At 66.1% G+C, this 20,184-nt stretch carries 16 protein-coding genes and 1 tRNA gene; 9 read left to right on the forward strand and 8 right to left on the reverse strand.

What is annotated here, in order from left to right:
* Positions 1–64: 64 nt before the first annotated feature.
* The 3 genes from AU252_RS18580 to AU252_RS18590 are packed head-to-tail and all read left to right on the forward strand — an operon-like array spanning position 65 to position 2,558.
* A complete protein-coding gene (locus AU252_RS18580) occupies positions 65–952 on the forward strand; it encodes a sulfurtransferase (RefSeq protein WP_058931989.1) in 888 nt (295 codons plus the stop codon).
* Positions 949–2,133, forward strand: a complete 1,185-nt coding sequence (locus AU252_RS18585; protein ID WP_058931990.1) for an NAD(P)-dependent alcohol dehydrogenase — start codon at positions 949–951, stop codon at positions 2,131–2,133. Before AU252_RS18580 ends, AU252_RS18585 begins: the two co-directional genes overlap by 4 nt.
* Complete coding sequence (locus AU252_RS18590; RefSeq protein WP_058931991.1) at positions 2,130–2,558, forward strand: HIT family protein; 429 nt, start codon at positions 2,130–2,132, stop codon at positions 2,556–2,558. Before AU252_RS18585 ends, AU252_RS18590 begins: the two co-directional genes overlap by 4 nt.
* Before the next feature lie 64 nt (positions 2,559–2,622).
* Here the strand turns inward: AU252_RS18590 and hrpA are convergent, their stop codons facing one another.
* Together hrpA and AU252_RS24195 are read right to left on the reverse strand one after the other, a co-directional pair.
* Positions 2,623–6,576: an ATP-dependent RNA helicase HrpA gene (hrpA, locus tag AU252_RS18595; protein ID WP_058931992.1), complete on the reverse strand. Its 3,954-nt coding sequence runs from the start codon at positions 6,574–6,576 to the stop codon at positions 2,623–2,625.
* Positions 6,577–6,728: 152 nt separating this feature from the next.
* Positions 6,729–6,896 (reverse strand): hypothetical protein, encoded by a 168-nt coding sequence (locus tag AU252_RS24195; RefSeq protein ID WP_167349846.1) that lies wholly within the window; start codon positions 6,894–6,896, stop codon positions 6,729–6,731.
* Positions 6,897–6,977: 81 nt separating this feature from the next.
* On the opposite strand from AU252_RS24195, the gene AU252_RS18600 reads away from it, so the two are divergent.
* Positions 6,978–7,946, forward strand: a complete 969-nt coding sequence (locus tag AU252_RS18600) for a GlxA family transcriptional regulator (RefSeq protein ID WP_058931993.1) — start codon at positions 6,978–6,980, stop codon at positions 7,944–7,946.
* A 12-nt stretch (positions 7,947–7,958) separates the two neighbouring features.
* On the opposite strand, the gene AU252_RS18605 is transcribed toward AU252_RS18600, so the two are convergent.
* Positions 7,959–8,282: a protealysin inhibitor emfourin gene (locus AU252_RS18605; RefSeq protein WP_058931994.1), complete on the reverse strand. Its 324-nt coding sequence runs from the start codon at positions 8,280–8,282 to the stop codon at positions 7,959–7,961.
* A gap of 60 nt (positions 8,283–8,342) precedes the next feature.
* Positions 8,343–9,401, reverse strand: coding sequence for a M4 family metallopeptidase (locus AU252_RS18610; RefSeq protein ID WP_058931995.1), 1,059 nt, complete (start codon positions 9,399–9,401; stop codon positions 8,343–8,345).
* A 224-nt stretch (positions 9,402–9,625) separates the two neighbouring features.
* Here AU252_RS18610 and AU252_RS18615 point away from each other — a divergent pair, with 224 nt between their 5' ends.
* Positions 9,626–11,116: an HNH endonuclease signature motif containing protein gene (locus tag AU252_RS18615; RefSeq protein WP_083510474.1), complete on the forward strand. Its 1,491-nt coding sequence runs from the start codon at positions 9,626–9,628 to the stop codon at positions 11,114–11,116.
* Between the two features lie 264 nt (positions 11,117–11,380).
* Here the strand turns inward: AU252_RS18615 and AU252_RS18620 are convergent.
* The 4 genes from AU252_RS18620 to AU252_RS18635 form a co-directional block, all read right to left on the reverse strand.
* A tRNA-Arg gene (locus tag AU252_RS18620) sits at positions 11,381–11,453 on the reverse strand.
* Between the two features lie 78 nt (positions 11,454–11,531).
* The gene (locus tag AU252_RS18625; RefSeq protein WP_058931997.1) at positions 11,532–13,094 is read right to left on the reverse strand and encodes a ferredoxin--NADP reductase; all 1,563 of its coding nucleotides are present in this window, start codon (positions 13,092–13,094) and stop codon (positions 11,532–11,534) included.
* Positions 13,091–13,957, reverse strand: coding sequence for an FAD:protein FMN transferase (locus AU252_RS18630; protein ID WP_058931998.1), 867 nt, complete (start codon positions 13,955–13,957; stop codon positions 13,091–13,093). Before AU252_RS18630 ends, AU252_RS18625 begins: the two co-directional genes overlap by 4 nt.
* A 3-nt stretch (positions 13,958–13,960) precedes the next feature.
* Positions 13,961–14,434, reverse strand: coding sequence for an FMN-binding protein (locus tag AU252_RS18635; protein WP_058931999.1), 474 nt, complete (start codon positions 14,432–14,434; stop codon positions 13,961–13,963).
* A 171-nt stretch (positions 14,435–14,605) separates the two neighbouring features.
* On the opposite strand from AU252_RS18635, the gene argS reads away from it, so the two are divergent.
* Genes argS through thrC form a run of 4 tightly spaced genes read left to right on the forward strand, consistent with a single transcriptional unit; the run spans position 14,606 to position 20,182 of the window.
* The gene (gene argS, locus AU252_RS18640) at positions 14,606–16,255 is read left to right on the forward strand and encodes an arginine--tRNA ligase (protein WP_058932000.1); all 1,650 of its coding nucleotides are present in this window, start codon (positions 14,606–14,608) and stop codon (positions 16,253–16,255) included.
* Positions 16,256–16,260: 5 nt separating this feature from the next.
* The gene (gene lysA / locus AU252_RS18645) at positions 16,261–17,766 is read left to right on the forward strand and encodes a diaminopimelate decarboxylase (protein WP_058933051.1); all 1,506 of its coding nucleotides are present in this window, start codon (positions 16,261–16,263) and stop codon (positions 17,764–17,766) included.
* Positions 17,759–19,075, forward strand: a complete 1,317-nt coding sequence (locus tag AU252_RS18650) for a homoserine dehydrogenase (protein WP_058932001.1) — start codon at positions 17,759–17,761, stop codon at positions 19,073–19,075. The genes lysA and AU252_RS18650 overlap by 8 nt, the downstream gene beginning before the upstream one ends.
* Positions 19,076–20,182 (forward strand): threonine synthase, encoded by a 1,107-nt coding sequence (gene thrC / locus AU252_RS18655; RefSeq protein ID WP_056349448.1) that lies wholly within the window; start codon positions 19,076–19,078, stop codon positions 20,180–20,182. It begins immediately after the preceding gene.
* Positions 20,183–20,184 lie beyond the last annotated feature (2 nt).

Raw genomic sequence — 20,184 nt, forward strand, 5'->3', positions numbered from 1 at the left:
TTCTGCCGCAGCTAGAGTTGGATCAGCGACTGCACACCTCACAAGCACAATTGCAAGGAGAACGATGGGTCCACTGATGGCTGTCCCGGCTTTGGCGGCGCGTTTCGACGCCGGCCAGCGAACCGTGGTGCTGGACGTCCGCTGGGCGCTGGGTGACCCGCACGGCCGGGAACGCTACCTTGAGGGGCACCTCCCCGGGGCAGTTTTTGTGGACCTCGCCACCGAGTTGGCGACGCCGGCCACCCCGGCCCGCGGCAGGCACCCGCTGCCCACCGACGCGGAATTCCAGGAAACTGCCAGGCGCTGGGGGATCAACAACGGCGACGTTGTGGTGGCCTATGACAACAGCGGCAACATGGCTGCCGCCCGGCTCTGGTGGATGCTCCGCAACGCCGGGCTACAGGACGTGTACCTGCTCGACGGCGGACTGGCCGCCTGGCGGGACGCCGGACTGCCGCTGGACACCGGACCCGTGGACGCCGCCGTCGGGCGTATTTCCTTTGATGTTTCCCCTGCCGGAGGCCGGATGCCCAGCATCGACGCGGCCGGAGCGGCGGACTGGCCGGCAACGGGCGTCCTCCTGGACGCCCGGGCCGGCGAAAGATACCGGGGCGAATTTGAACCCGTTGACCCCCGCGCCGGCCACATTCCGGGCGCCCGGAGCGCACCCACAACGGAGAACGTGGACGGGGCCGGGCATTTCCTGCCCGCGGACGTGCTGCGGCGCCGATTCGGGGACCTCGGCGTCCGCGACGACGTCCCGGTGGCCGTGTACTGCGGCTCGGGCGTGACCGCCGCCCATGAGGTGGCCGCCCTTGAAATCGCAGGATTCCGGGCCGCCCTCTATCCGGGATCCTTCTCGGAATGGTCCAACAATCCCGCGCTGCCGGTGGCGACGGGCAGCCGGCCGAATGGCCATGCGGCAGCCCGCGGGGGTAGCGTCGAAGGATGACCCCAGGACGCCCCGTACCGCCGCCCCTTGCCCGCCCCGTATTGCCGAACGACGATGCTGTTGCTGCTCATCCTGCTACGGACCTGGACACCGATCCCGGCACCGGCGTGCTGGCTGCCGCCTATGGCGCGGCTTCGGCCGACAGCGGCCTGGCACCCCTGACGCTGGCCCGGCGTGCCCCCAAAGCAGATGACGTCGAGATTGCCATCGAATTCTGCGGCCTGTGCCACTCGGACGTGCACGCCACGCGAGGCGAATGGGGCAGCCAGAAATATCCGCTGGTCCCTGGCCACGAGATCGTCGGAACCGTCAACCGCGTCGGCTCGGCCGTGACTGACTTCATCCCGGGGGACCGCGTGGGCGTCGGATGCATGGTTGATTCCTGCCGCGAATGCGAGAGCTGCCTGGACGGCCTGGAACAGTACTGCGAAAACGGGCTGATCGGGACCTACGGCGCCAAGGATCCGCGCAACGGCGATGCCATCACACAGGGCGGTTACTCGTCCGCCGTGGTGGTGGACCGGCGCTACGTGGTCCGAGTGCCCGGCAACCTGGACCCGGCCGCCGTCGCCCCCTTGCTCTGCGCAGGTGTCACCACGTTCTCTCCCTTGCGGCACTTCGACGTGGCGGAAGGCGACGTGGTGGGCGTGGTGGGGCTCGGCGGGCTCGGACACATGGCCGTGAAGCTCGCCAAGGCCATGGGAGCGCGGGTGGTGGTGTTCACCACCTCCGAGGGCAAGGTGCCGGCCGCGCTGGAACTCGGGGCCGGCGAAGTGATCCTGTCCCGGGACAAGGATGCCATGGCCGCCGCGGACCGCACCATCGACCTCATTATCGACACCGTGGCTGCTCCGCACGACCTGAATCCGTTCTTCCGTACCCTGCGCGTGGACGGTGCCCTGTTCCAGCTGGGTCTGCCCTCCGACGCTATGCCGCCGGTGAATCCGGGGGCCCTGATCAGGCGGCGGATCGCGTACGCAGGCTCGCTGATCGGTGGCATCGCCGAAACGCAGGAGATGCTCGACTTCTGCGCCGAGCACAACGTGGTGGCGGATATCGAACTGGTGCGCGCAGACCAGCTGAATGAGGCCTACGACCGTATGGTGGCAGGCGACGTCAAATACCGGTTTGTGCTGGACGCCAGCACCCTGCAGGCTCCGGCCGAGAAGGCAGACGCATGAGCACGCTGTTCACCAAAATCATCAATGGCGAGATCCCCGGACGCTTCGTCTGGCGGGAGGCTGACGTTGCGGCCTTCCTGACCACGGGTCCCCTGGCAGACGGGCACACCCTGGTGGTGCCCACCGAGGAGGTGGACCGCTGGACCGATGCGTCCCCGGAAACCCTCGCGAAGGTGATGGAAGTGGCCCGGCGGATCGGTGCGGTGCAGCTGGACGTCTTCCTCGCCGAGCGGGCGGGGCTGATTGTGGCCGGGTACGAGATCAACCACCTGCACGTCCACGTGTGGCCGTCCAGGACCATGGCTGATTTCGATTTCGCCTCGGCCGACCAGAACCCGGATCCCGCGTTGCTGGACGCGAACGCCGAAAAGCTGCGTGCCGGGCTCAGGGCCGCCGGCTATGCGGAGTTCGTTCCCGCCAGCTGAGCCTGACACTCGCGCCGGTTTGGCCCGTCCAGGACTTTGCTCGCGCCAGCCGTGACCGGCAGGCCTAGACTGGCGCGAGCGCCTTGTTAAGGACAGCCCTGATCCGCTTTTCGGAGACGGAATAGGCCGTTCCGAGTTCGACGGCGAAGAGGCTCACGCGCAGCTCTTCGATCATCCAGCGGACCTGCGTCAGTTCTGCACCGACCCGACGCCCGGGCAGCAGCGCCGACACGGCGTCGTCGTAATCGTCTTCCAGCCGCTGGACCGCGGCCATGCTCAGGCCATCCCGCTGGACGTTGCCGGGGAGCTTTTCGAGGCGTTTCTCGATGGCGGCAAGGTAGCGGGGGAGCTGGCTGAGCTGCTTGTAGCCGGTGCGGGCCACAAATCCCGGGAACACGAGCTGCTCGAGCTGGCTCCTGACATCGTTCAGGGCGCTGATGAGCGCCAGGCTCGTGGTGCCTTTCAGCTGTTTCTCAATCCGCCGGGTGCTGGCCAGTACGCGCTCCACCACGGCCGTCACGCTGAAGACGGTATCGATTAGTTCCGCCCGGACCTGCTCGTAGAGGGCGTCGAAGGACGCCCGGTCCCACGGGAGTTCCGCCGGGGTCAGTTTGTCCACGGCGGCCAGGGCACAATCGGCAATGAGGGCTGACACGGAACCATGCGGATTCTGGCTGAATGTCAGCTTTTCCGTGTTGTTGAGGTGCTCCAGGACGTAGCGGTCCGGTGCGGGTACCCGGAGGGCGAGGAGCCGGATCACACCGCCGCGCATGGCCTCTAGCTGCTCCGACGAGGTCTGGAAGACGCGCAGCGCCACGGATGTTCCTTCGTCCACCAACGCTGGATAGCCGGTGACCGTGTGGCCGTTGACGGTGTTGCTGACCTGCCGCTGGACCGTGCCGAAGGCCCACTCGGTCAGGCCGGTCTGTTCCTGGAAGCCTGTGCCGCTGCCGGCTGCATTTCCGCCAGTAGATGACGCGGGGACTGTTCCGCCGGCCTTTCCGGGTGTCTTCGAATTTCCCCGAGACTGCGGCGCGGTGGTTCCCGGCGTCGCCCCCAGGGATTCAGCAATGGCCCGGCGTGTTGCCGGGGCCAGCCGCTCCTGCAGGGCCGCGAGGTCCTTCCCCTCATCCAGCACCTTGCCCTGGGTATCCACAACCTTGAAGCTCACCCGCAGGTGGGACGGCACAGCATCCCAGTTCCAGGAACCGGGCGGGATGACGTGGCCGCGGATCCGGCGCAGGGCCAGTTCCAGCGAGGCTTCCAGCTCATCGTGGGCCGGATCAAAGTCCGATTCCAGGGCGGCAACGGCCTGTCGGGCCACATCCGGAGCGGGGACGAAGTTCTTGCGGACCTGCTTGGGGAGGGACTTGATCAGGGCAGCCACGAGCTCGGCACGCTGGCCGGGGATCAGCCAGCGGAAGGCGGCATCATCGAGCTGGTTCAGGAAGAGCACCGGGACTTCGGCTGTGACGCCGTCGGACGGGTTGGGCGGAGACCCGGGCGCCACAGGGTGGAACTCGTAGCTGAGTGGCAGCTCGAAGCCCTTGTGCAGCAGCGTCTTCGGATAAGCGGCCTCGTCCAGGTCATCGGCGTCGTTGTTGAGCAGCAATGACTTGTCGTAGTCGAGGAGGTCCGGATTCTGCTGCCGGGCCTCCTTCCACCATTTGTCGAAGTGCCGTTCGGATACAACGTCGGGGCCGATCCTGGCGTCGTAGAACTCAAACAGCGTTTCGTCGTCCACCAGCAGGTCGCGGCGGCGCATCCTGGCCTCGAGTTCCTCGACTTCCAGAAGCAGGGCGCGGTTGCGGTGGAAGAACTTGTGGTGCGTTTTCCAATCGCCTTCCACCAGGGCGTGCCGGATGAACAGCTCGCGGGCCAGCACAGGATCCACTCGGCTGTAGTTGACCCGGCGCTGCGGGATGATGGGCACGCCGTACAGGGTGACCTTCTCGTACGCCATGACCGCGCCCATTTTGGTGGACCAGTGCGGCTCGCTGTAGCTGCGCTTAACGAGGTCCGGCGCCACCTGTTCTGCCCAGACGGGATCGAACTTGGCTGCGACCCTGGCCCAGAGGCGGCTGGTCTCCACGAGCTCGGCAGCCATCACAAACGTGGGCGACTTCTTGAAGAGCGACGAACCGGGGAAGATTGCGAACCGGCTGCCGCGGGCACCGGCGTATTCGCGCTTGCGCTCGTCCAGGATGCCGATGTGGCTGAGGAGGCCCGACAGCAGGCTCATGTGGATGCCCTCGTGGTTGCCCACAGGATCGGCAAGGCGCTTGTTGTCCAGGCTGATCCCGAGGGGGCGGGCCATCTGGCGGAGCTGGGCGAAGAGATCCTGCCATTCCCTGACCCGAAGGTAGTTGATGAACTCGGTCCGGCACAGGCGGCGGAACTGGGTGGACGAGAGTTCCTGCTGTTTCTCCTGCAGGTAGTTCCACAGGTTCAGGAAGCCGGTGAAGTCAGAGTTTTCGTCACGGAACCGGGCATGCTTCTCGGCAGCGAGCTGCTGCTTGTCCGTGGGACGCTCACGCGGGTCCTGGATGGTCAGCGCCGCGGCCAGGATCATTACCTCGCGGACGCAGCCGCGCTTGCCGGCCTCAACGATCATCCTGCCGAGGCGGGGATCCACCGGCAGCTGGGCAAGCTGCTGTCCGACGGCGGTGAGTCCGCCGCTCTTGGCGTCACCTGGCCGGACGGCATTCAGGGCGCCGAGCTCGCGCAGGAGCGTAACGCCGTCGTTGATTGCCCGCGAGTCCGGCGGCTCGACGAACGGGAAGTTCTCCACGTCCTTGGGCCCACGGGCAACGCCCATAGCGGTCATCTGCAGGATGACGGCCGCCAGGTTGGTGCGCAGGATTTCCGGATCGGTGAACAGCGGCCGGGACCCGAAGTCCTCTTCCGAATAGAGCCGGATGGCGATGCCGTCCGACACGCGGCCGCACCGGCCGGAGCGCTGGTTCGCCGAAGCCTGCGACACGCGCTCGATGGGCAGCCGTTGGACCTTGGTGCGGTGCGAGTAGCGGGAGATGCGGGCCGTGCCGGTGTCGATGACGTACTTAATGCCCGGGACCGTCAGGGACGTCTCGGCCACGTTGGTGGCCAGCACAATCCGGCGGTTTTTGCCGGGGTGGAACACCTTGTGCTGTTCCTGCAGGCTCAGGCGGGCGAACAGCGGGAGCACCTCGGTGCCAGCCAGGCGCCGATTGGACTGGATCCTGGCGTTAAGTGCCTCTGCTGCGTCGCGGATTTCGCGCTCGCCGGAGAAAAAGACCAGGATGTCGCCGGGGGACTCGGTGGCGAGTTCGTCAACGGCGTCGCAGACGGCGTCGAGCGGATCGCGGTCCTCTTCGAGTTCGTCATCGGAGGCGTCTGCATCTTCGCCATCGGCGGGTCCGCTGGCTGGCTGGGACAGCGGCCTGTACCGGATCTCCACCGGGAACGTGCGCCCGGACACCTCGATGATGGGGGAGGGCTCGTCGTCGGACCCGAAGTGTTTGGCGAAGCGCTCCGGATCGATCGTGGCCGAGGTGATGATGATCTTCAGGTCCGGCCGCTGCGGCAGGATGCGCTTGAGGTAGCCCAGGATGAAGTCAATGTTGAGGCTGCGCTCGTGCGCTTCATCAATGATGATGGCGTTGTATTTGCGCAGCAGCTTGTCCCGCTGGATCTCGGCGAGCAGGATGCCGTCGGTCATGAGCTTGACCTTGGTGGCGCGGCTGACTTCGCCGGTGAACCGCACCTGGAAGCCGACTTCCTGGCCGATCTCCACACCGAGTTCCTCTGCGATGCGCTCAGCGACGGTGCGGGCTGCGAGCCGCCGCGGCTGGGTGTGCCCGATCAGGCCGTTGTCGCCCAGGCCCAGCTCGAGGCACATTTTGGGGATCTGGGTGGTCTTGCCGGAGCCGGTCTCGCCGGCGATGATGGTCACCTGGTTCGCTGCAATGGCAGCCTTCAGGTCCTCGCGGCGCTCGGAAACGGGCAGCTCAGCAGGGTAGGAGATATGAAATGTCATGGCTGCAGCCAGTCTACTGGGGCGGCGCCTGATTCCCGTGCTTGCTGCCGTCAACCCGAGATCAGACATTAAGAGGACCCGGCTCTTTATGAGCCGGGTCCCTTTTGTTGTGTTGGTGGGTTGGTAATGGCGGCTTGAGGCATGCCTTCTGGTTAGAAAATGCGCAGGGTGTAGTTAACGCTGGGCAGGTCCAGGGCGGACCAAGGCTGGTCGGAGGTGATGGGCGGGGTGTGGCCGCGGCCATCACTCAGGAGCGCTGAGACGGTGGCGGCGAGGACGACGAGGAGCAGGACCACTAGGGCGATTCCGAAGATTTCCATGACTCAATGCTGCTCCCGTGGGCGGTGAAGAAACAGTGGCAGAAATGCCCAAAAAGCTCGAATTTCTGCCATAATGGAAGCATGCTCAAATCAGTGGCAGTCATCCTAGTTCCCAACTTCTCTGTCTTCGAGTTCGCCACCGCCTGCGAGGTTTTTGGCATCGACAGATCAGGACGCGGCAGCAACGTTCCGGCGTTCGACTTCCGGGTCTGCACACCCGAACCCGGTAACGTCCGGATGAAATCGGGACTCTCCTTGAATGTTTCGCTGGGATTGGAGGCAACGGCGGACGCGGACCTCGTGATCATGACCCCCTTCGGACGCGACGACGACGTTCCGGAATCCGTGCTGGAGGCATTGCGCGCCGCGCATGCCCGCGGAGCCTGGGTGATGTCCATCTGTTCCGGAGCCTTTGCCCTGGCCCGCGCCGGTCTGCTGAACGGGCGGCGTTGCACCACGCACTGGCACTATTCCCATGAACTCGCAAACCGGTACCCGGAAGTGCAGGTCGATGAAAACGTGCTCTATGTGCAGGACGGCAACCTGATCACCAGCGCGGGAACAGCGGCAGGAATTGATGCCTGCCTTCATCTGGTGCGCGTTGAGTTGGGCGCCAATGTGGCTGCCGCCATTGCGCGGGACATGGTGGTGCCGCCGCACCGCGACGGTGGCCAGGCTCAGTTCATCGACCGGCCCGTGCCAGCCTGTGGATCGGCGCCGATGGAAGAGTTGTTGCGCTGGATGGTGCAGAACCTGGAGCAGGAGCACACCGTCGTGGAGCTGGCGTCCCGCGTGCACATGTCAGCCAGGACCTTCGCCCGCCGCTTCCGGTCCGAAACCGGGGCCACACCCGCTGCCTGGCTGAACTCGCAGCGCGTCCTCCGGGCGCAGGAGCTGCTGGAATCCACTGACCTGAACATCGACGAGGTTGCCCGGGAATCGGGCTTTGGCCACCCCGTCCTCCTTCGGCACCACTTTGCCAAGGTGCTGGACACCAGCCCGCAGTCCTACCGCCGGGCGTTCCGGGGGCAACTCGTTACGGCAGGCTAGCTGGCAGCACAGCTAAGCCTGCACATGACCCTGCCGCCCGGGTTTGTCTTCGGAAGCCGCCCGGGTGGTGTCCACCAGCACACGCCATGGTCCTGTGACAGCCTGCTCCGGCAGCGCCGCCCGCCGCTGGCCGGCCCGGATCGAATAGATAAATCGGTCCGGCTGGTTGTCGTGCACCTCCGCGGCTGCGGCCCGGACGGTCTTGGGCACCGCGTCCCAAGGGCATGCTTCCACAATGGGTTGCCACTGGCTTTTGGCGCTCGCGGTCTGGGCGTGCACTGTCCATACGCGGGTCAGGGCTGCAATGCCGCCGCTGCGCTCCACACTGATCTTCATGGCCTGGGTCCTGGGCTTTCCTGCAGCCTGGCCGCCGGCTCGCGGCGGGCAGGCATTCAACTAAAGCTTGACCTTCACAGTTTCCCACGCCTGCCGCACGGCGTCATGCTCCGGCGAATCGGTGCCGAACAGGTCGACGGCGGATGCCGCCGTCGACCTCGCGAAGACGCGGAAGGTGGCGGTGGCAGGCAGCGAGCCACCCGTCAGTGCGTCGTACCAGATCCGTCCCGGCGCCTCCCAGGCGTTGCCGCCCAGGGTCTCCGCCGTGAGGTAGAAGGCCCTGTTGGGGATCCCGGAGTTGATGTGGACGCCGCCGTTGTCCGCGCTGGTCCGCACGTACGAGTCCATCGAATCCGGCTGGGGGTCCTTACCCAGCACGTCGTCGTCGTACGCTGTGCCCGGGGCCTTCAGGGATCGGAGAGCCGATCCCTCAACCTGAGGCGTGAAAAGTCCTTCGCCGATCAGCCAGCTGGCGTCGGTCACGGACTGGCTGTTCAGGTACTGCTCCACGAGCGCGCCGAAAACGTCGGACATGGATTCGTTGATGGCACCTGCCTGGTTGCGGTAAGCCAGCCCCGCCGAGTACTGCGTGACACCGTGCATGAGTTCGTGGCCGATGACACTCAGCGACCGCGTAAAACGTTCGAAGACTTCGCCGTCGCCGTCGCCGAAGACCATCTGGCGGCCGTCCCAGAAAGCATTGTCGTACAGCTTGCCAAAGTGCACCGTGGCATCGAGCGGCAGGCCTTGGCCGTCGATGGAGTTACGGCCGAAGATGTCGGCAAACAGGCGATGCGTGTGCCCAAGGCCGTCGTACGCCTCATCAGCGGACTGATCGCCGGAAGCCGGTTCGCTTTCCTTGCGTACGAGCTTTCCGGGCAGGATCTCGGATCCGCCGGCATCGTAGATGCTCCTGTTGGGCGGGCCCGGACGGACGTCGCGCAGTGCCGGGGGAGCAGCCGGAGCCGGCTGGGTACGGGCTGACTGTACTGACCGGACGTGGCTGAGCGCTTCCTTGGCGGCCCGCGCGGCGGCAGAAAACCGAGGCTCGTCCAGGCGGGCCAACCGCCGCAGTATGTAAGGCGGAATGATGGAACAGAATGTAGCTGGAATGTGCATGGCCTACCCCCTCGAGTACGTTGAATCAGCCTACGAGGGGGTGCTGACAATCTGATGAAGGCGCACTCAATCCAGCCCGAACGGACAGTTGTGGCCCCGTGCGCGAGGGGACATTTATGCCCCATCCCAGCTCCGCTGGCACTTTACAAATGATGTCGGCGGAGTTATCCACATAGGGACTCATCCTCGCGGTTATTGTCGGACCCTGCTGGGATGCTTTCGGTATGGATAGCAGAGCAGCTGTGGCGATGGCGGAGGCACTTGCGGTGTCCTTCGCTGAGCTGGCAGTGGTGCTCCGGGGCGGGGCCTATTCCTCCGGTTCCGGGGATGCCGATCCGTTGCGACGGGTGGCGGATGGTTTCCTGGACGGGCTGGCGGAGATCTCACGTTTGGAGGCGAAAAGTGCCGCCCTGAAGGTCTGGCTGGCCGCCGGTTACAGCGCCGCTGCCGAGGCCCTGGCCGGGCCTGCTGATTCGCCGCAGGACCACACCGGGCAGGAGATGGCTGTGGTCGCGGAGGTCGCCTGTGCCCTGACGGTCAGTGAACGCAGTGCCGGTGCCCTGCTCTCGGAGGCGCACGCGCTGACCGCTTCCCTGCCGCTGACGTTCTCGGCACTCCGGGCCGGGACGATTTCCTGGCAGCACGCCCGGATCATGGTCGACGAAACCACCAACCTTGACCCCACCGGGGCGCAGGCGTTGGAGGCACATTTCCTGGACCCCCACGTGGTGAATCCGGCACGTGGCCCGGCCGGTGAGCTCATCCCCGGGAGGTTCCGGCACAAGGCCCGGACCTGGCGGGAACGGCACCATCCGGTCAGCATCGAAAGGCGCCACACCAGGTGTGCCGCGGACCGACGGGTGGAGTACTCCCCGGACCGGGACGGGATGGCCTGGCTCTCCGCCTACCTCCCTGCCGATCAGGCCGCGGGGATCTGGGACCGTACCACCACCGCAGCCCGCGCCCTCCAAGGACCCCATGAGGACCGGACCCTCAGCCAACTCCGCGCCGACACCGTCGCCACCTGGCTCCTCACCAACAACAGCGCGGGAGGCGCAACAGATGGTGTGCCCGGCGGAACCGTTGACGTGCCAGGCGAAACCGTTGGCATGACCGGCACGGCCGGCGTGACCGGCGGCAGCGGCGCAACGGGCACGGCAGTGGGCGGCGGTGTTCCGTCACCGCGGGCCCAGGTGCTGATCACAGTCCCGGTCATGGCGCTGCTGGGCCTCACCGACGAGCCCGCCATGCTCGACGGGTACGGGCCGATCCCGCCGTCCATGGCCCGGCACCTGATCGCCGACGGCGCCGAGTCCTTCCACCGCGTCCTGGTCGACCCCCGCGACGGAGCACCGCTGGAGATCGGGCGGACCAGCTACCGGCTCACGAAAGCCCAGCGCCAATGGCTCCGCCTACGCGACGGGAAATGCCCGTTCCCTGGCTGCAGCAACTACTCCCTCGACAACGAAGCGGACCACCTCCTCGCCTGGGCCCACGGCGGCACCACCGGGATCAGCAACCTCGGCCAGCCCTGCCACAAACACCACCGACTCAAACACACCAGCGCCTGGAAACCCACCACGGCCACCAAGAACGAACCACCCGGCTGGATATCTCCCACCGGACGGCACTACGCCAGCGAACACCCCGACTGGGAACCACCGACGTTGCCAGCGCCGGAAACAACAGGAGCCTTGTGCACCACGCCGCCTTAGCGCGGGCCATGTCGCGGGCTTGGTATTGAGGCGCAGCGTCAGCCGCGGAGTACGACAAGCCGGAGTGCCACAGCCACGCCGCAATAAACCGGGGTTCCACAGCCGCGTCGCAATAAACATGCGGCCGGTGTCCGCCCGCGCCAGGTCTGTAGGGCCTCAAGCGTCTGGCCGCGCCAGCTCGGGGGGCCTCAAGTGTCCGCTCGCGCCTGTGGGGAGGAACGCAGAAACCCCCGCCGCTTTTGCAAGCGGCGGGGGTTTCATATGTGCCCTCGATTGGAATCGAACCAACGACCTTCTGCTCCGGAGGCAGACGCTCTATCCCCTGAGCTACGAGGGCAATCCAGGGATCCTGCCGTTGCCAGCGGGACGTCCTAGAGCTTAGCAGGAAGGTGCCTGCAAGGAAAAACGGCCCTGTTCAGTAGCCCGAAAAAGAGTCCACGTGCACCCGGCGCGAGCCGGCCTTATGTGCTGCACGGCGCAGCGATGCGACGCTCGCAGGCGACCCGGAGATGTAGACAGCGCGGCCGGCAATGTCGGGAACGAGGGCCTTCAGGGAATCTCCGTCCAGCCGGGCGCCAGCTGCAGCGCCCCCGGATTCCAGCGTCCCGGCATCGGTGATGAACGACGGCGGGACCGAACCGTCAGCGAGGCGTGCCAGGATGCGCGCCCCGGACACCTGCAGCTCGGCCGCGTAGGCAATTTCACCAGCGTTGCGCGCCAGCAGGAGGAGGACCACGTCCCGGTCCTGCGCGGCGCCGGAAGCCAGATGAGCAAGATAGGGCGTGATACCGATGCCCGCGGCGATCAGAAGGACGGGGGCCCGGGGATCGCGGGGCAGGACAAAATCTCCGCCCACGGACGTGGCGGCCACCTCATCACCAGGCTTCAGGTCCAGCAGGACTTTCTTCGCCGCGGACAGGGGCTCCGCCGTCCGGACGCCAAACTTCACCGTCTCCGAACCGGGTGCACTGGTCAAACTGAACACCCGGCGTCGGCCTTTACCGTCAGACTTGGCGTGCGGCAGATCCAGTTCCATGTACTGCCCCGGCACAAACCGGACGGGCCGGGACGGTTCAAAGGCGAACTCTGTGGTGCTGGGCGTCAGAGGGCGGGAGCCAGCGAACCGGAGCCTGAGCCCGCCGCGCTGGCCCAGGAGAAACGCCAGCAGGTTGCCGACCAGCAGGGCCAGTTCCGGCGAGTTGGCGATGAAGCCGAAGTTGTACGGCACCGCGAACACCACACCAACCAGTGCGGCGAGCGCGAGCTGCTGCCAGCGGCGCGGAGCGAGGGTGAGCGGCTCCGTCAGCATAAAGCCGACGAAGAACAGCAGCGGCCGCTGCGCCAGGGCCTGCCAGAGTGCGCTGCCCAGGGTAAGCCCCGCCTGCAGCAGCTCAGCGCTCACAATTGATGTGGCAACCACAAGGAACACGGCCGCCATGAGCAACTTACGCGTCCGGTAGAGCACCAGGAGGACGCCCGGGACCAGCAGCCACAGCATGGCAGGGGTCGCCGCCCACCACGTCGCGATGTTCAGGCCAGTCAGCCCGGTCACAAACGCCCCGGCGGCGGCAGGGTTGAAGATATGCCGGCCGCGCCAGGCCAGCGCGTATTTCGAGGCGGAGGCCAGCACACAGGCCAGTGCCACCCCCGCAATATCCAGGGGCATAAACGAGGGCCAGAACAGGAAATACAGCAGCAGGCCGGTGATCAGCGACGACTCGGAATGCGGGCGGACGTGGAAAAGGGCAGCCAGCCCGCGGTTGGACACGTACGTCAGGCCAAGGCACAGCACCAGGTGGACGAGCATCTGCGGGATGCCGAACGTCAGCCAGCCAAGGGCATTCAGCAGGAGGCTGTACGCGGCAAGGGCTGCCAGCACCAGCAGGATCAGCCGGTACATCGTGTACTTGCCCAACAGCGTGTCCAGCCGGCCGGCAGTGAAAACGGCAGTTGCCTTGGGGGCGTCAACGGGGCTCATGAGAACAGTGTCCCTTCAAATCCGGCCGAGTAGGCAGCGCTTCCATCAGAAAAAACCGTCAGCCAGGAAAAGTCGAAGCTCCGTTCCAGCTCTTTGCCGGGGACAAAGAACAGGGCGGTGGCCAGGGCATCGGCAACCATGGTGCTTTCTGCCATGGTCCACGTGGCGACCGCCCTGCGGACAGGCAGCCCCGTTTTCCCATCGAGCACATGGTGCAGGCCGTCGCCCCACGCCCGTCGGTTTGAGGCTGACGCGCACAAGGCGCCGCCTGCCAGCGGCACGGTCCCGATGGCCCTCGCCGGATCGTACGGGTGCTCCAACGCCACGGAGACCGGATCAGGCCCGCGGTGCAGCAGGTCGCCGCTGGCATCAATCACGAAGGAGTCCACGCCGCAGGAGCGGAGCTCAATAGCGAGAAGGTCCACCAGCTGCCCCTTACCGGTGGCACCGATGTCCAGGACCAGGGGAGCGGTGGTGGTCAGCACATTGCCGTCCCACGTCAGGACGTCCTCCCAGTGGGGTGCCGGAAGCGCGTTCCCTGCCGGCCGCAGGGAATAGGCGGCGTCGTACCCGAGGCGCTCCAGGCTGCCGCCGATCAGCGGCGTCATTGCACCGCCGGTGACCTCATACAGCGACCGGTACAGCCGGCCAAGGTCCGCCGCTTCCGGCGGCAGCTCGTACCGCCCGGGCTGGCGGGCCATGGCACCGACGGTCGAATCGGACCTAAACCGAGACCAGTCGCCGTCGTACCGTTCCACCAAGGCGAGCAGCCGGGCACGGACGCTGGCGTCAAGCGGACGCGGGGTGGAGATTTCCCAACGGGTTCCGATCCCGTCGAAGCGGAAGTCCTCCGGGTCCGGCACGGCCTACTGGGCCTCGGCCTTGATCTTGTCCAGGGCCTGGTTGAAGCCGCCGCTGGTGAGCGAGGATCCTGCCACCTTGGAGACGTTGAGTTCGTCGATGCTCTTGCCCACAACCTGCGCTGCGATCCCGCCCGCGAATTCGCCCTGGAACTTCCGGGTGTTGGGGTTCGAGGGGTGCTGGGTGATGTTCACGGCCGTGACCGTGCCCGCGGCGAGCGTCAGCTCAACCCCCACGGTTTCGGTCCCGTTGGGGGAAACATAGGTGCCGTCAGCGCTGTAGGTGCCGTCCTGGTAGAGGGAGGCGCTGCTGGCCGGCGATGATGCCGTGCCGGAAGGGGCCGTGGTGGCGCCGGACGTGCTGTCGGAAGTCGCAGCGGGCACCGCGGGCGTGGCCGACGGCGCGCAGCCGGCCACCGTTCCAGCGAGGGACAGGCCGGCGATGCCGACGAAAACACTCTTGCGGACTGACGGTCTCATGATGGGGCTCGTTTCGTGGGCTGGGTGCTTACGCTGTACTCAACGTCGGATTCAGCGTAATGGTTCACCCTGTGAATCAGCATTGCGTCCGCTGTGAGGAAAAGTAGTCCGGAACCAGTCACGCACCACCCCCAAATTCGTCCCGGTGGCGGCCCCCGGTAGGCTAGAGGGGTGACTCCCGAAGAACTCTCCCTCGCCATATCCGCCTGCCTGAAAGACGCCGTCGCCGCTGGCGAAATCGCGCTTTCCGCATCAGCTGTCCCTGATGAGGTGCGCGTGGAGCGACCGAAGAACCGGGAGCACGGCGACTGGGCCACCAGCATCGCCCTCCAGCTGTCCAAGCAGGCCGGCACCAACCCGCGAGAATTCGCCACCGTCCTGAGCGCCCGGCTGAAGTCCATCAACGGCGTCGCTGCCGTGGATATCGCCGGCCCGGGCTTCCTGAACATCACTGTGGACGCCGCCGCAGCGGGTGCCCTGGCGAAGGCCATCGTGGAAGCCGGACGTGACTACGGCACCACCACCACGCTCGCCGGCCACGTGGTGAATATGGAATTTGTGTCGGCGAACCCCACCGGTCCGCTGCACATCGGCCACACCCGCTGGGCAGCCTTGGGCGATGCCATCGCACGTGTGCTGCGTGCTTCGGGCGCGGAGGTCACCGCCGAGTACTACATCAACGATGCCGGTTCGCAGATGAACGTGTTCGCGAACTCTGTTTACTCGCGGCTGCATGGACTTCCGGTGCCGGACGGCGGCTACCCGGGCCAGTACATCGCCGACCTCGGCCACGACGTCCTCACCCAGCACCCCGACATCCGGGAACTCACCGAGGTCGCCGCACTTCCTGTCATCCGCGCCGCCGCCTACAAGGCCCAGATGAAGGACATCAAGGACACCCTTGCCGATTTTGGCGTTGCGTTTGACGTCTACTTCTCGGAACAGGAACTGCACGACGCCGGCCACATCGAAAGTGCCGTCGCCCGCCTTCGCGAGCAGGGCCACGTGTTCGACGACGGCGGTGCGGTCTGGTTGCGCACCACGGACTTCGGGGACGACAAGGACCGCGTGATGATCCGCGCGAACGGCGAACCCACCTACTTTGCCGCGGACGCCGCGTACTACCTCTCCAAGAAGGACCGCGGCTTTACCGAAAAGATCTACCTCCTGGGCGCGGACCACCATGGTTACATCAACCGCCTCAAGGCCATTGCGGCCTGTGCGGGCGATGATCCCGAGGTGAACATCGAGGTGCTGATCGGCCAGTTGGTGTCTGTTAACGGCGCCAAGCTGTCCAAGCGTGCCGGCAACATCATCGAGCTCAAGGACCTTATCGACTGGCTGGGCAAGGACGCCGTGCGGTACTCTCTGGCCCGCTTCCCGGCGGATTCCCCGCTCACCCTGGATCCCGATCTGCTGAAGAAGCACAGCAACGAGAACCCGGTCTTCTACGTCCAGTACGCCCATGCGCGTACCCGCGGCGCGGCCCGCAACGCCGTGGCTGCAGGCGTGGACCGCAGCGCGTTCGAGGCCTCCCTGCTGGACCATGCTACAGAAAACGAATTGCTCTCCTACCTTGGCAGCTACCCGTCCATCGTGGCCAAGGCCGCGGAACTGCGTGAGCCGCACCGCGTGGCCCGCCATCTTGAGGTCATCGCCGGCGCCTACCACCGCTGGTACGACGCCTGCCGCATCGCACCCATGGGTGACGAACCGGTGACCGACGTTAACCGCACGCGCCTGTGGCTGAACGACGCCACCAGCCAGGTGCTGGCTAACGGACTGGACCTGCTGGGCGTGTCCGCACCGGAACGGATGTGAAACTGATGTCGGCACAGGAAATTTCGACGCAGAAGGTGTCAGCACAGGACACCAACAGCGGATCCCCGCTGGCTCCCGAGTGGCTCGCCGTTCCCGCGGACCTGAATGCGCTCCACGAGCCCATGTGGGCGCAGGATGTGCGGAAGAACGACGCCGGTGAGCTCGCCATCGATGGCATCGCCGTCAGCGAGCTCAAGGCGCAGTTCGGCACGCCGCTCTTTGTGATGAGCGAGACAGACTTCCGGGCCCGCGCACGTTCCTTCAAGGACGCCTTTGATGCCGCGTTTGCCGACATCTGCGGGGGAGTGGACGTCTACTACGCGGGCAAGTCCTTCCTGTGCACCGCCGTAGCCGCCTGGGTGGCAGACGAGGGACTCCGGCTGGACACGTGTTCCGGCGGCGAGCTCGCGGTGGCGGCCCGGGCCGGCATCAAGGGCGAAAACCTGGGCCTGCACGGCAACAACAAATCCGACGCCGAGATCAACCGGGCGCTGGATATGAAGCTGGGAAGAATCGTGGTGGACAGCCTCGATGAGCTGGACCGCGTTGCCAAAATCGCCTCGGACCGCGGCGAAATTGCCAACGTTATGCTGCGCCTGACTCCCGGCGTCCACGCGCACACCCACGAGTTCATCGCCACCGCCCACGAGGACCAGAAGTTCGGTCTCTCCATGGCCGGGGATTCCACCGAGCAGGCCGGACTGTCAGCAGCGGAGGAAGCCGTGGCTGCGGCCACGGGATACGCCAGCATCGAACTGCTGGGCCTGCACTGCCACATCGGCTCGCAGATCTTCGAGCCGGACGGCTTTGAGCTCGCGGCGCAGAAGCTCCTGCGTTTCCACGCTGCCATGCAGGAAAAGTACTCCATCGTGATGCCCGAGCTGGACCTCGGCGGCGGCTACGGCATTGCCTACACCCCGGTGGACACTCCCCGCCCCGCAGCCGAGATCGCGCAGGCGATGGCCGCCGTCGTGCGTTCCACCTGCGCCGAGCTCGGGATCACGTCACCCCGGATTTCCATCGAACCCGGACGCGCCATCGTAGGCAGCACCACCTTCACGTTGTACGAGGTGGGTACCCTGAAAACTGTCCGCGTCGACGCGCCGGGCGATTCAGAGGCCGAGGAGAACGTTACGCATCCGCGCCGGTATGTGTCAGTGGACGGCGGCATGAGTGATAACGCCCGCCCGGTGCTCTACGACGCGGATTATTCGGCGATTCTGGCCTCCCGCACGTCCGCCGCGTCCGCGCAGCTGTCCCGCGTAGTGGGCAAACATTGCGAGAGCGGCGACATAGTTGTTAGAGATGTATATCTGCCCGAGGACGTGGCAGCCGGTGATCTGCTTGCTGTACCGGGGACCGGCGCCTACTGCTGGGCCCTGTCAAGCAACTACAACTATCTGGCCCGGCCGGGCGTTGTCGCGGTGCGCGGCGGATCTGCCCGGCTGATTGTCCGCGGGGAAACCGAAGAAGATCTGCTTAACCGCGACATGGGAGTGCCGAATGACTGAATTGCGAACCCTGAAAGTGGCCCTGCTGGGCTGTGGCAACGTTGGGGCCCAGGTTGCGCGGATTCTCATTGAGGACGCCGACGCCCTTGCCGCCCGTACCGGGGCCCGCCTGCAGCTCAGCGGCATCGCGGTGCGCAACGTCAATGCCAAGCGGGATGTGGACCTGCCGCAGGACCTCTTCACCACCGACGCCGACACCCTGGTCAAGGACGCCGACCTGGTGATCGAGCTCATGGGCGGGATCGAGCCTGCCCGCACGCTGATCCTCTCCGCGCTGCGCAATGGCGCCTGTGTTGTCACCGGCAACAAGGCCCTGCTCGCCCAGGACGGCCCCACCCTCTACGAAGAGGCCGACAAAGCCGGCGTGCAGCTGTCCTACGAAGCCGCCGTAGCCGGTGCCATCCCCATCCTGCGCCTCATCCGGGACAGCCTGGCCGGAGACCGCATCACCCGCGTGCTGGGTATCGTCAACGGCACCACCAACTTCATCCTGGACCAGATGGACTCCACCGGCGCGCAGTTCGCTGACGCCCTCGCCGAGGCCCAGCGCCTTGGCTACGCCGAAGCTGACCCCACCGCCGACGTCGAAGGCCACGACGCCGCCTCCAAGGCCGCCATTCTCGCGTCGCTGTCCTTCCACACCCGCTTCGCCCTGGAGAACGTGCACTGTGAAGGCATCACGTCCGTCAGCGCGGCGGACATCGCCGCAGCCAAGGACGCCGGATTTGTCATCAAACTGCTGGCCATCGCCGAAAAGCTCACGGATGCCGACGGCGGCGAAGGCGTTTCCGTGCGCGTGCACCCCACGCTGCTGCCGCGGGAGCACCCGCTGGCCGCCGTTCGTGGCGCGTTCAATGCGGTCTTCATCGAGGCGGAAAACGCCGGCGAGCTGATGTTCTACGGCCAGGGTGCCGGCGGAACTCCGACGGCGTCCGCCGTGTTGGGTGACCTTGTCTCGGCCGCCCGCCGCATTGTGCTGGGCGGACCCGGACGCACGGAGACCACCACCGGCCACGTCCCGGCCCTGCCCATCGACTCAGCCATCACCAGCTACTACATCGGCCTGGACGTCGCTGACCAGCCCGGCGTGCTGGCCAGGATCGCCCAGCTCTTTGCGGAGCACGGCGTGTCCATCGAAATCATGCGGCAGACCATCCACCGGGACGCAGAGTCCAACGTGGAGTCTGCCGAATTGCGGATCGTTACCCACCGCGCATCAGAGGCTGCCCTCGCAGCCACCGTCGAGGCCGTCAAGGGCCTGGACGTCATCAATTCAGTGACATCCGTTCTGCGGGTAGAAGGAGTCTAAGTGGCTCACCAATGGCGCGGCGTTATCCGCGAATACGCTGACCGGCTGCCCGTAACGGAATCCACCAGGGTCATCACGCTGGGCGAAGGCGGCACTCCGCTGGTCCACGCGCAGAAGCTCTCCGAGCTCACCGGCTCCACGGTGTACCTGAAGGTCGAGGGGATGAACCCCACCGGGTCGTTCAAGGACCGCGGTATGACCATGGCCATGACGGCCGCCGTCGCGTCCGGTGCCAAGGCCGTGGTGTGCGCGTCAACCGGCAACACCTCAGCCTCCGCCGCGGCCTACGCCACCGCAGCGGGACTGAAATGCGCCGTGCTGGTCCCCGAAGGCAAGATCTCCATGGGCAAGCTGAGCCAGGCCATCGCGCACGGCGCCACGCTGCTCCAGGTGGACGGCAACTTCGATAACTGCCTGGACATTGCACGGAAGCTGGGGGAGTCCTATCCGGTGTTCCTGGTCAACTCCGTGAACCCGGCCCGCATCCAGGGCCAGAAGACGGGCGCGTTTGAGATTGTTGATTCGCTCGGCGATGCTCCGGACATCCATGTCCTGCCCGTAGGCAACGCCGGCAACATCACGGCGTACTGGAAGGGCTACAAGGAGTACTCGGCGCCGTTCGAATCCGAAACCGCCGGAACCCTGCCCGCCGTGTCCACCAAAACCCCCCAGATGTGGGGCTTCCAGGCCGCCGGCGCGGCACCGTTCGTGGCAGGGCACCCCATCACGGAACCGGACACCATCGCCACTGCCATCCGGATCGGCAACCCGGCATCCTGGGACGGTGCCATCGCGGCCCGTGACGAGTCCGGCGGATTCATCGACGCCGTGACTGACGAACAGATCCTGGATGCCCACCGCTGGCTGTCCGCCCGCGAAGGCGTTTTTGTGGAGCCCGGCTCCGCCGCCGGTGTGGCCGGACTGCTCAAGAAGCACGCCGCCGGTGAAGTTCCGACCGGCAAGACCATCGTCATCACCGTGACCGGCCACGGCCTCAAGGACCCCCAGTGGGCCCTCCGGACCGAGGACGGCAGTGAAGTGCAGCCGGTCAAGGTCTCGAACGACGTCGTGACAGTCGCAGCTGAACTGGGACTGGAAGAAAAGTAGCC

This window comes from Pseudarthrobacter sulfonivorans (genome assembly GCF_001484605.1).
Classification (GTDB): domain Bacteria; phylum Actinomycetota; class Actinomycetes; order Actinomycetales; family Micrococcaceae; genus Arthrobacter; species Arthrobacter sulfonivorans_A.

Excerpts from the sequence above, each read along its gene's own strand:
- AU252_RS18580 (WP_058931989.1), top strand. The coding sequence starts at position 65 with ATGGGTCCACTGATGGCTGTCCCGGCTTTGGCGGCGCGTTTCGACGCC.
- AU252_RS18585 (WP_058931990.1), top strand. The coding sequence starts at position 949 with ATGACCCCAGGACGCCCCGTACCGCCGCCCCTTGCCCGCCCCGTATTG.
- AU252_RS18590 (WP_058931991.1), top strand. The coding sequence starts at position 2,130 with ATGAGCACGCTGTTCACCAAAATCATCAATGGCGAGATCCCCGGACGC.
- hrpA (WP_058931992.1), bottom strand. The coding sequence starts at position 6,576 with ATGACATTTCATATCTCCTACCCTGCTGAGCTGCCCGTTTCCGAGCGC.
- AU252_RS24195 (WP_167349846.1), bottom strand. The coding sequence starts at position 6,896 with ATGGAAATCTTCGGAATCGCCCTAGTGGTCCTGCTCCTCGTCGTCCTC.
- AU252_RS18600 (WP_058931993.1), top strand. The coding sequence starts at position 6,978 with ATGCTCAAATCAGTGGCAGTCATCCTAGTTCCCAACTTCTCTGTCTTC.
- AU252_RS18605 (WP_058931994.1), bottom strand. The coding sequence starts at position 8,282 with ATGAAGATCAGTGTGGAGCGCAGCGGCGGCATTGCAGCCCTGACCCGC.
- AU252_RS18610 (WP_058931995.1), bottom strand. The coding sequence starts at position 9,401 with ATGCACATTCCAGCTACATTCTGTTCCATCATTCCGCCTTACATACTG.
- AU252_RS18615 (WP_083510474.1), top strand. The coding sequence starts at position 9,626 with ATGGATAGCAGAGCAGCTGTGGCGATGGCGGAGGCACTTGCGGTGTCC.
- AU252_RS18625 (WP_058931997.1), bottom strand. The coding sequence starts at position 13,094 with ATGAGCCCCGTTGACGCCCCCAAGGCAACTGCCGTTTTCACTGCCGGC.
- AU252_RS18635 (WP_058931999.1), bottom strand. The coding sequence starts at position 14,434 with ATGAGACCGTCAGTCCGCAAGAGTGTTTTCGTCGGCATCGCCGGCCTG.
- lysA (WP_058933051.1), top strand. The coding sequence starts at position 16,261 with ATGTCGGCACAGGAAATTTCGACGCAGAAGGTGTCAGCACAGGACACC.
- AU252_RS18650 (WP_058932001.1), top strand. The coding sequence starts at position 17,759 with ATGACTGAATTGCGAACCCTGAAAGTGGCCCTGCTGGGCTGTGGCAAC.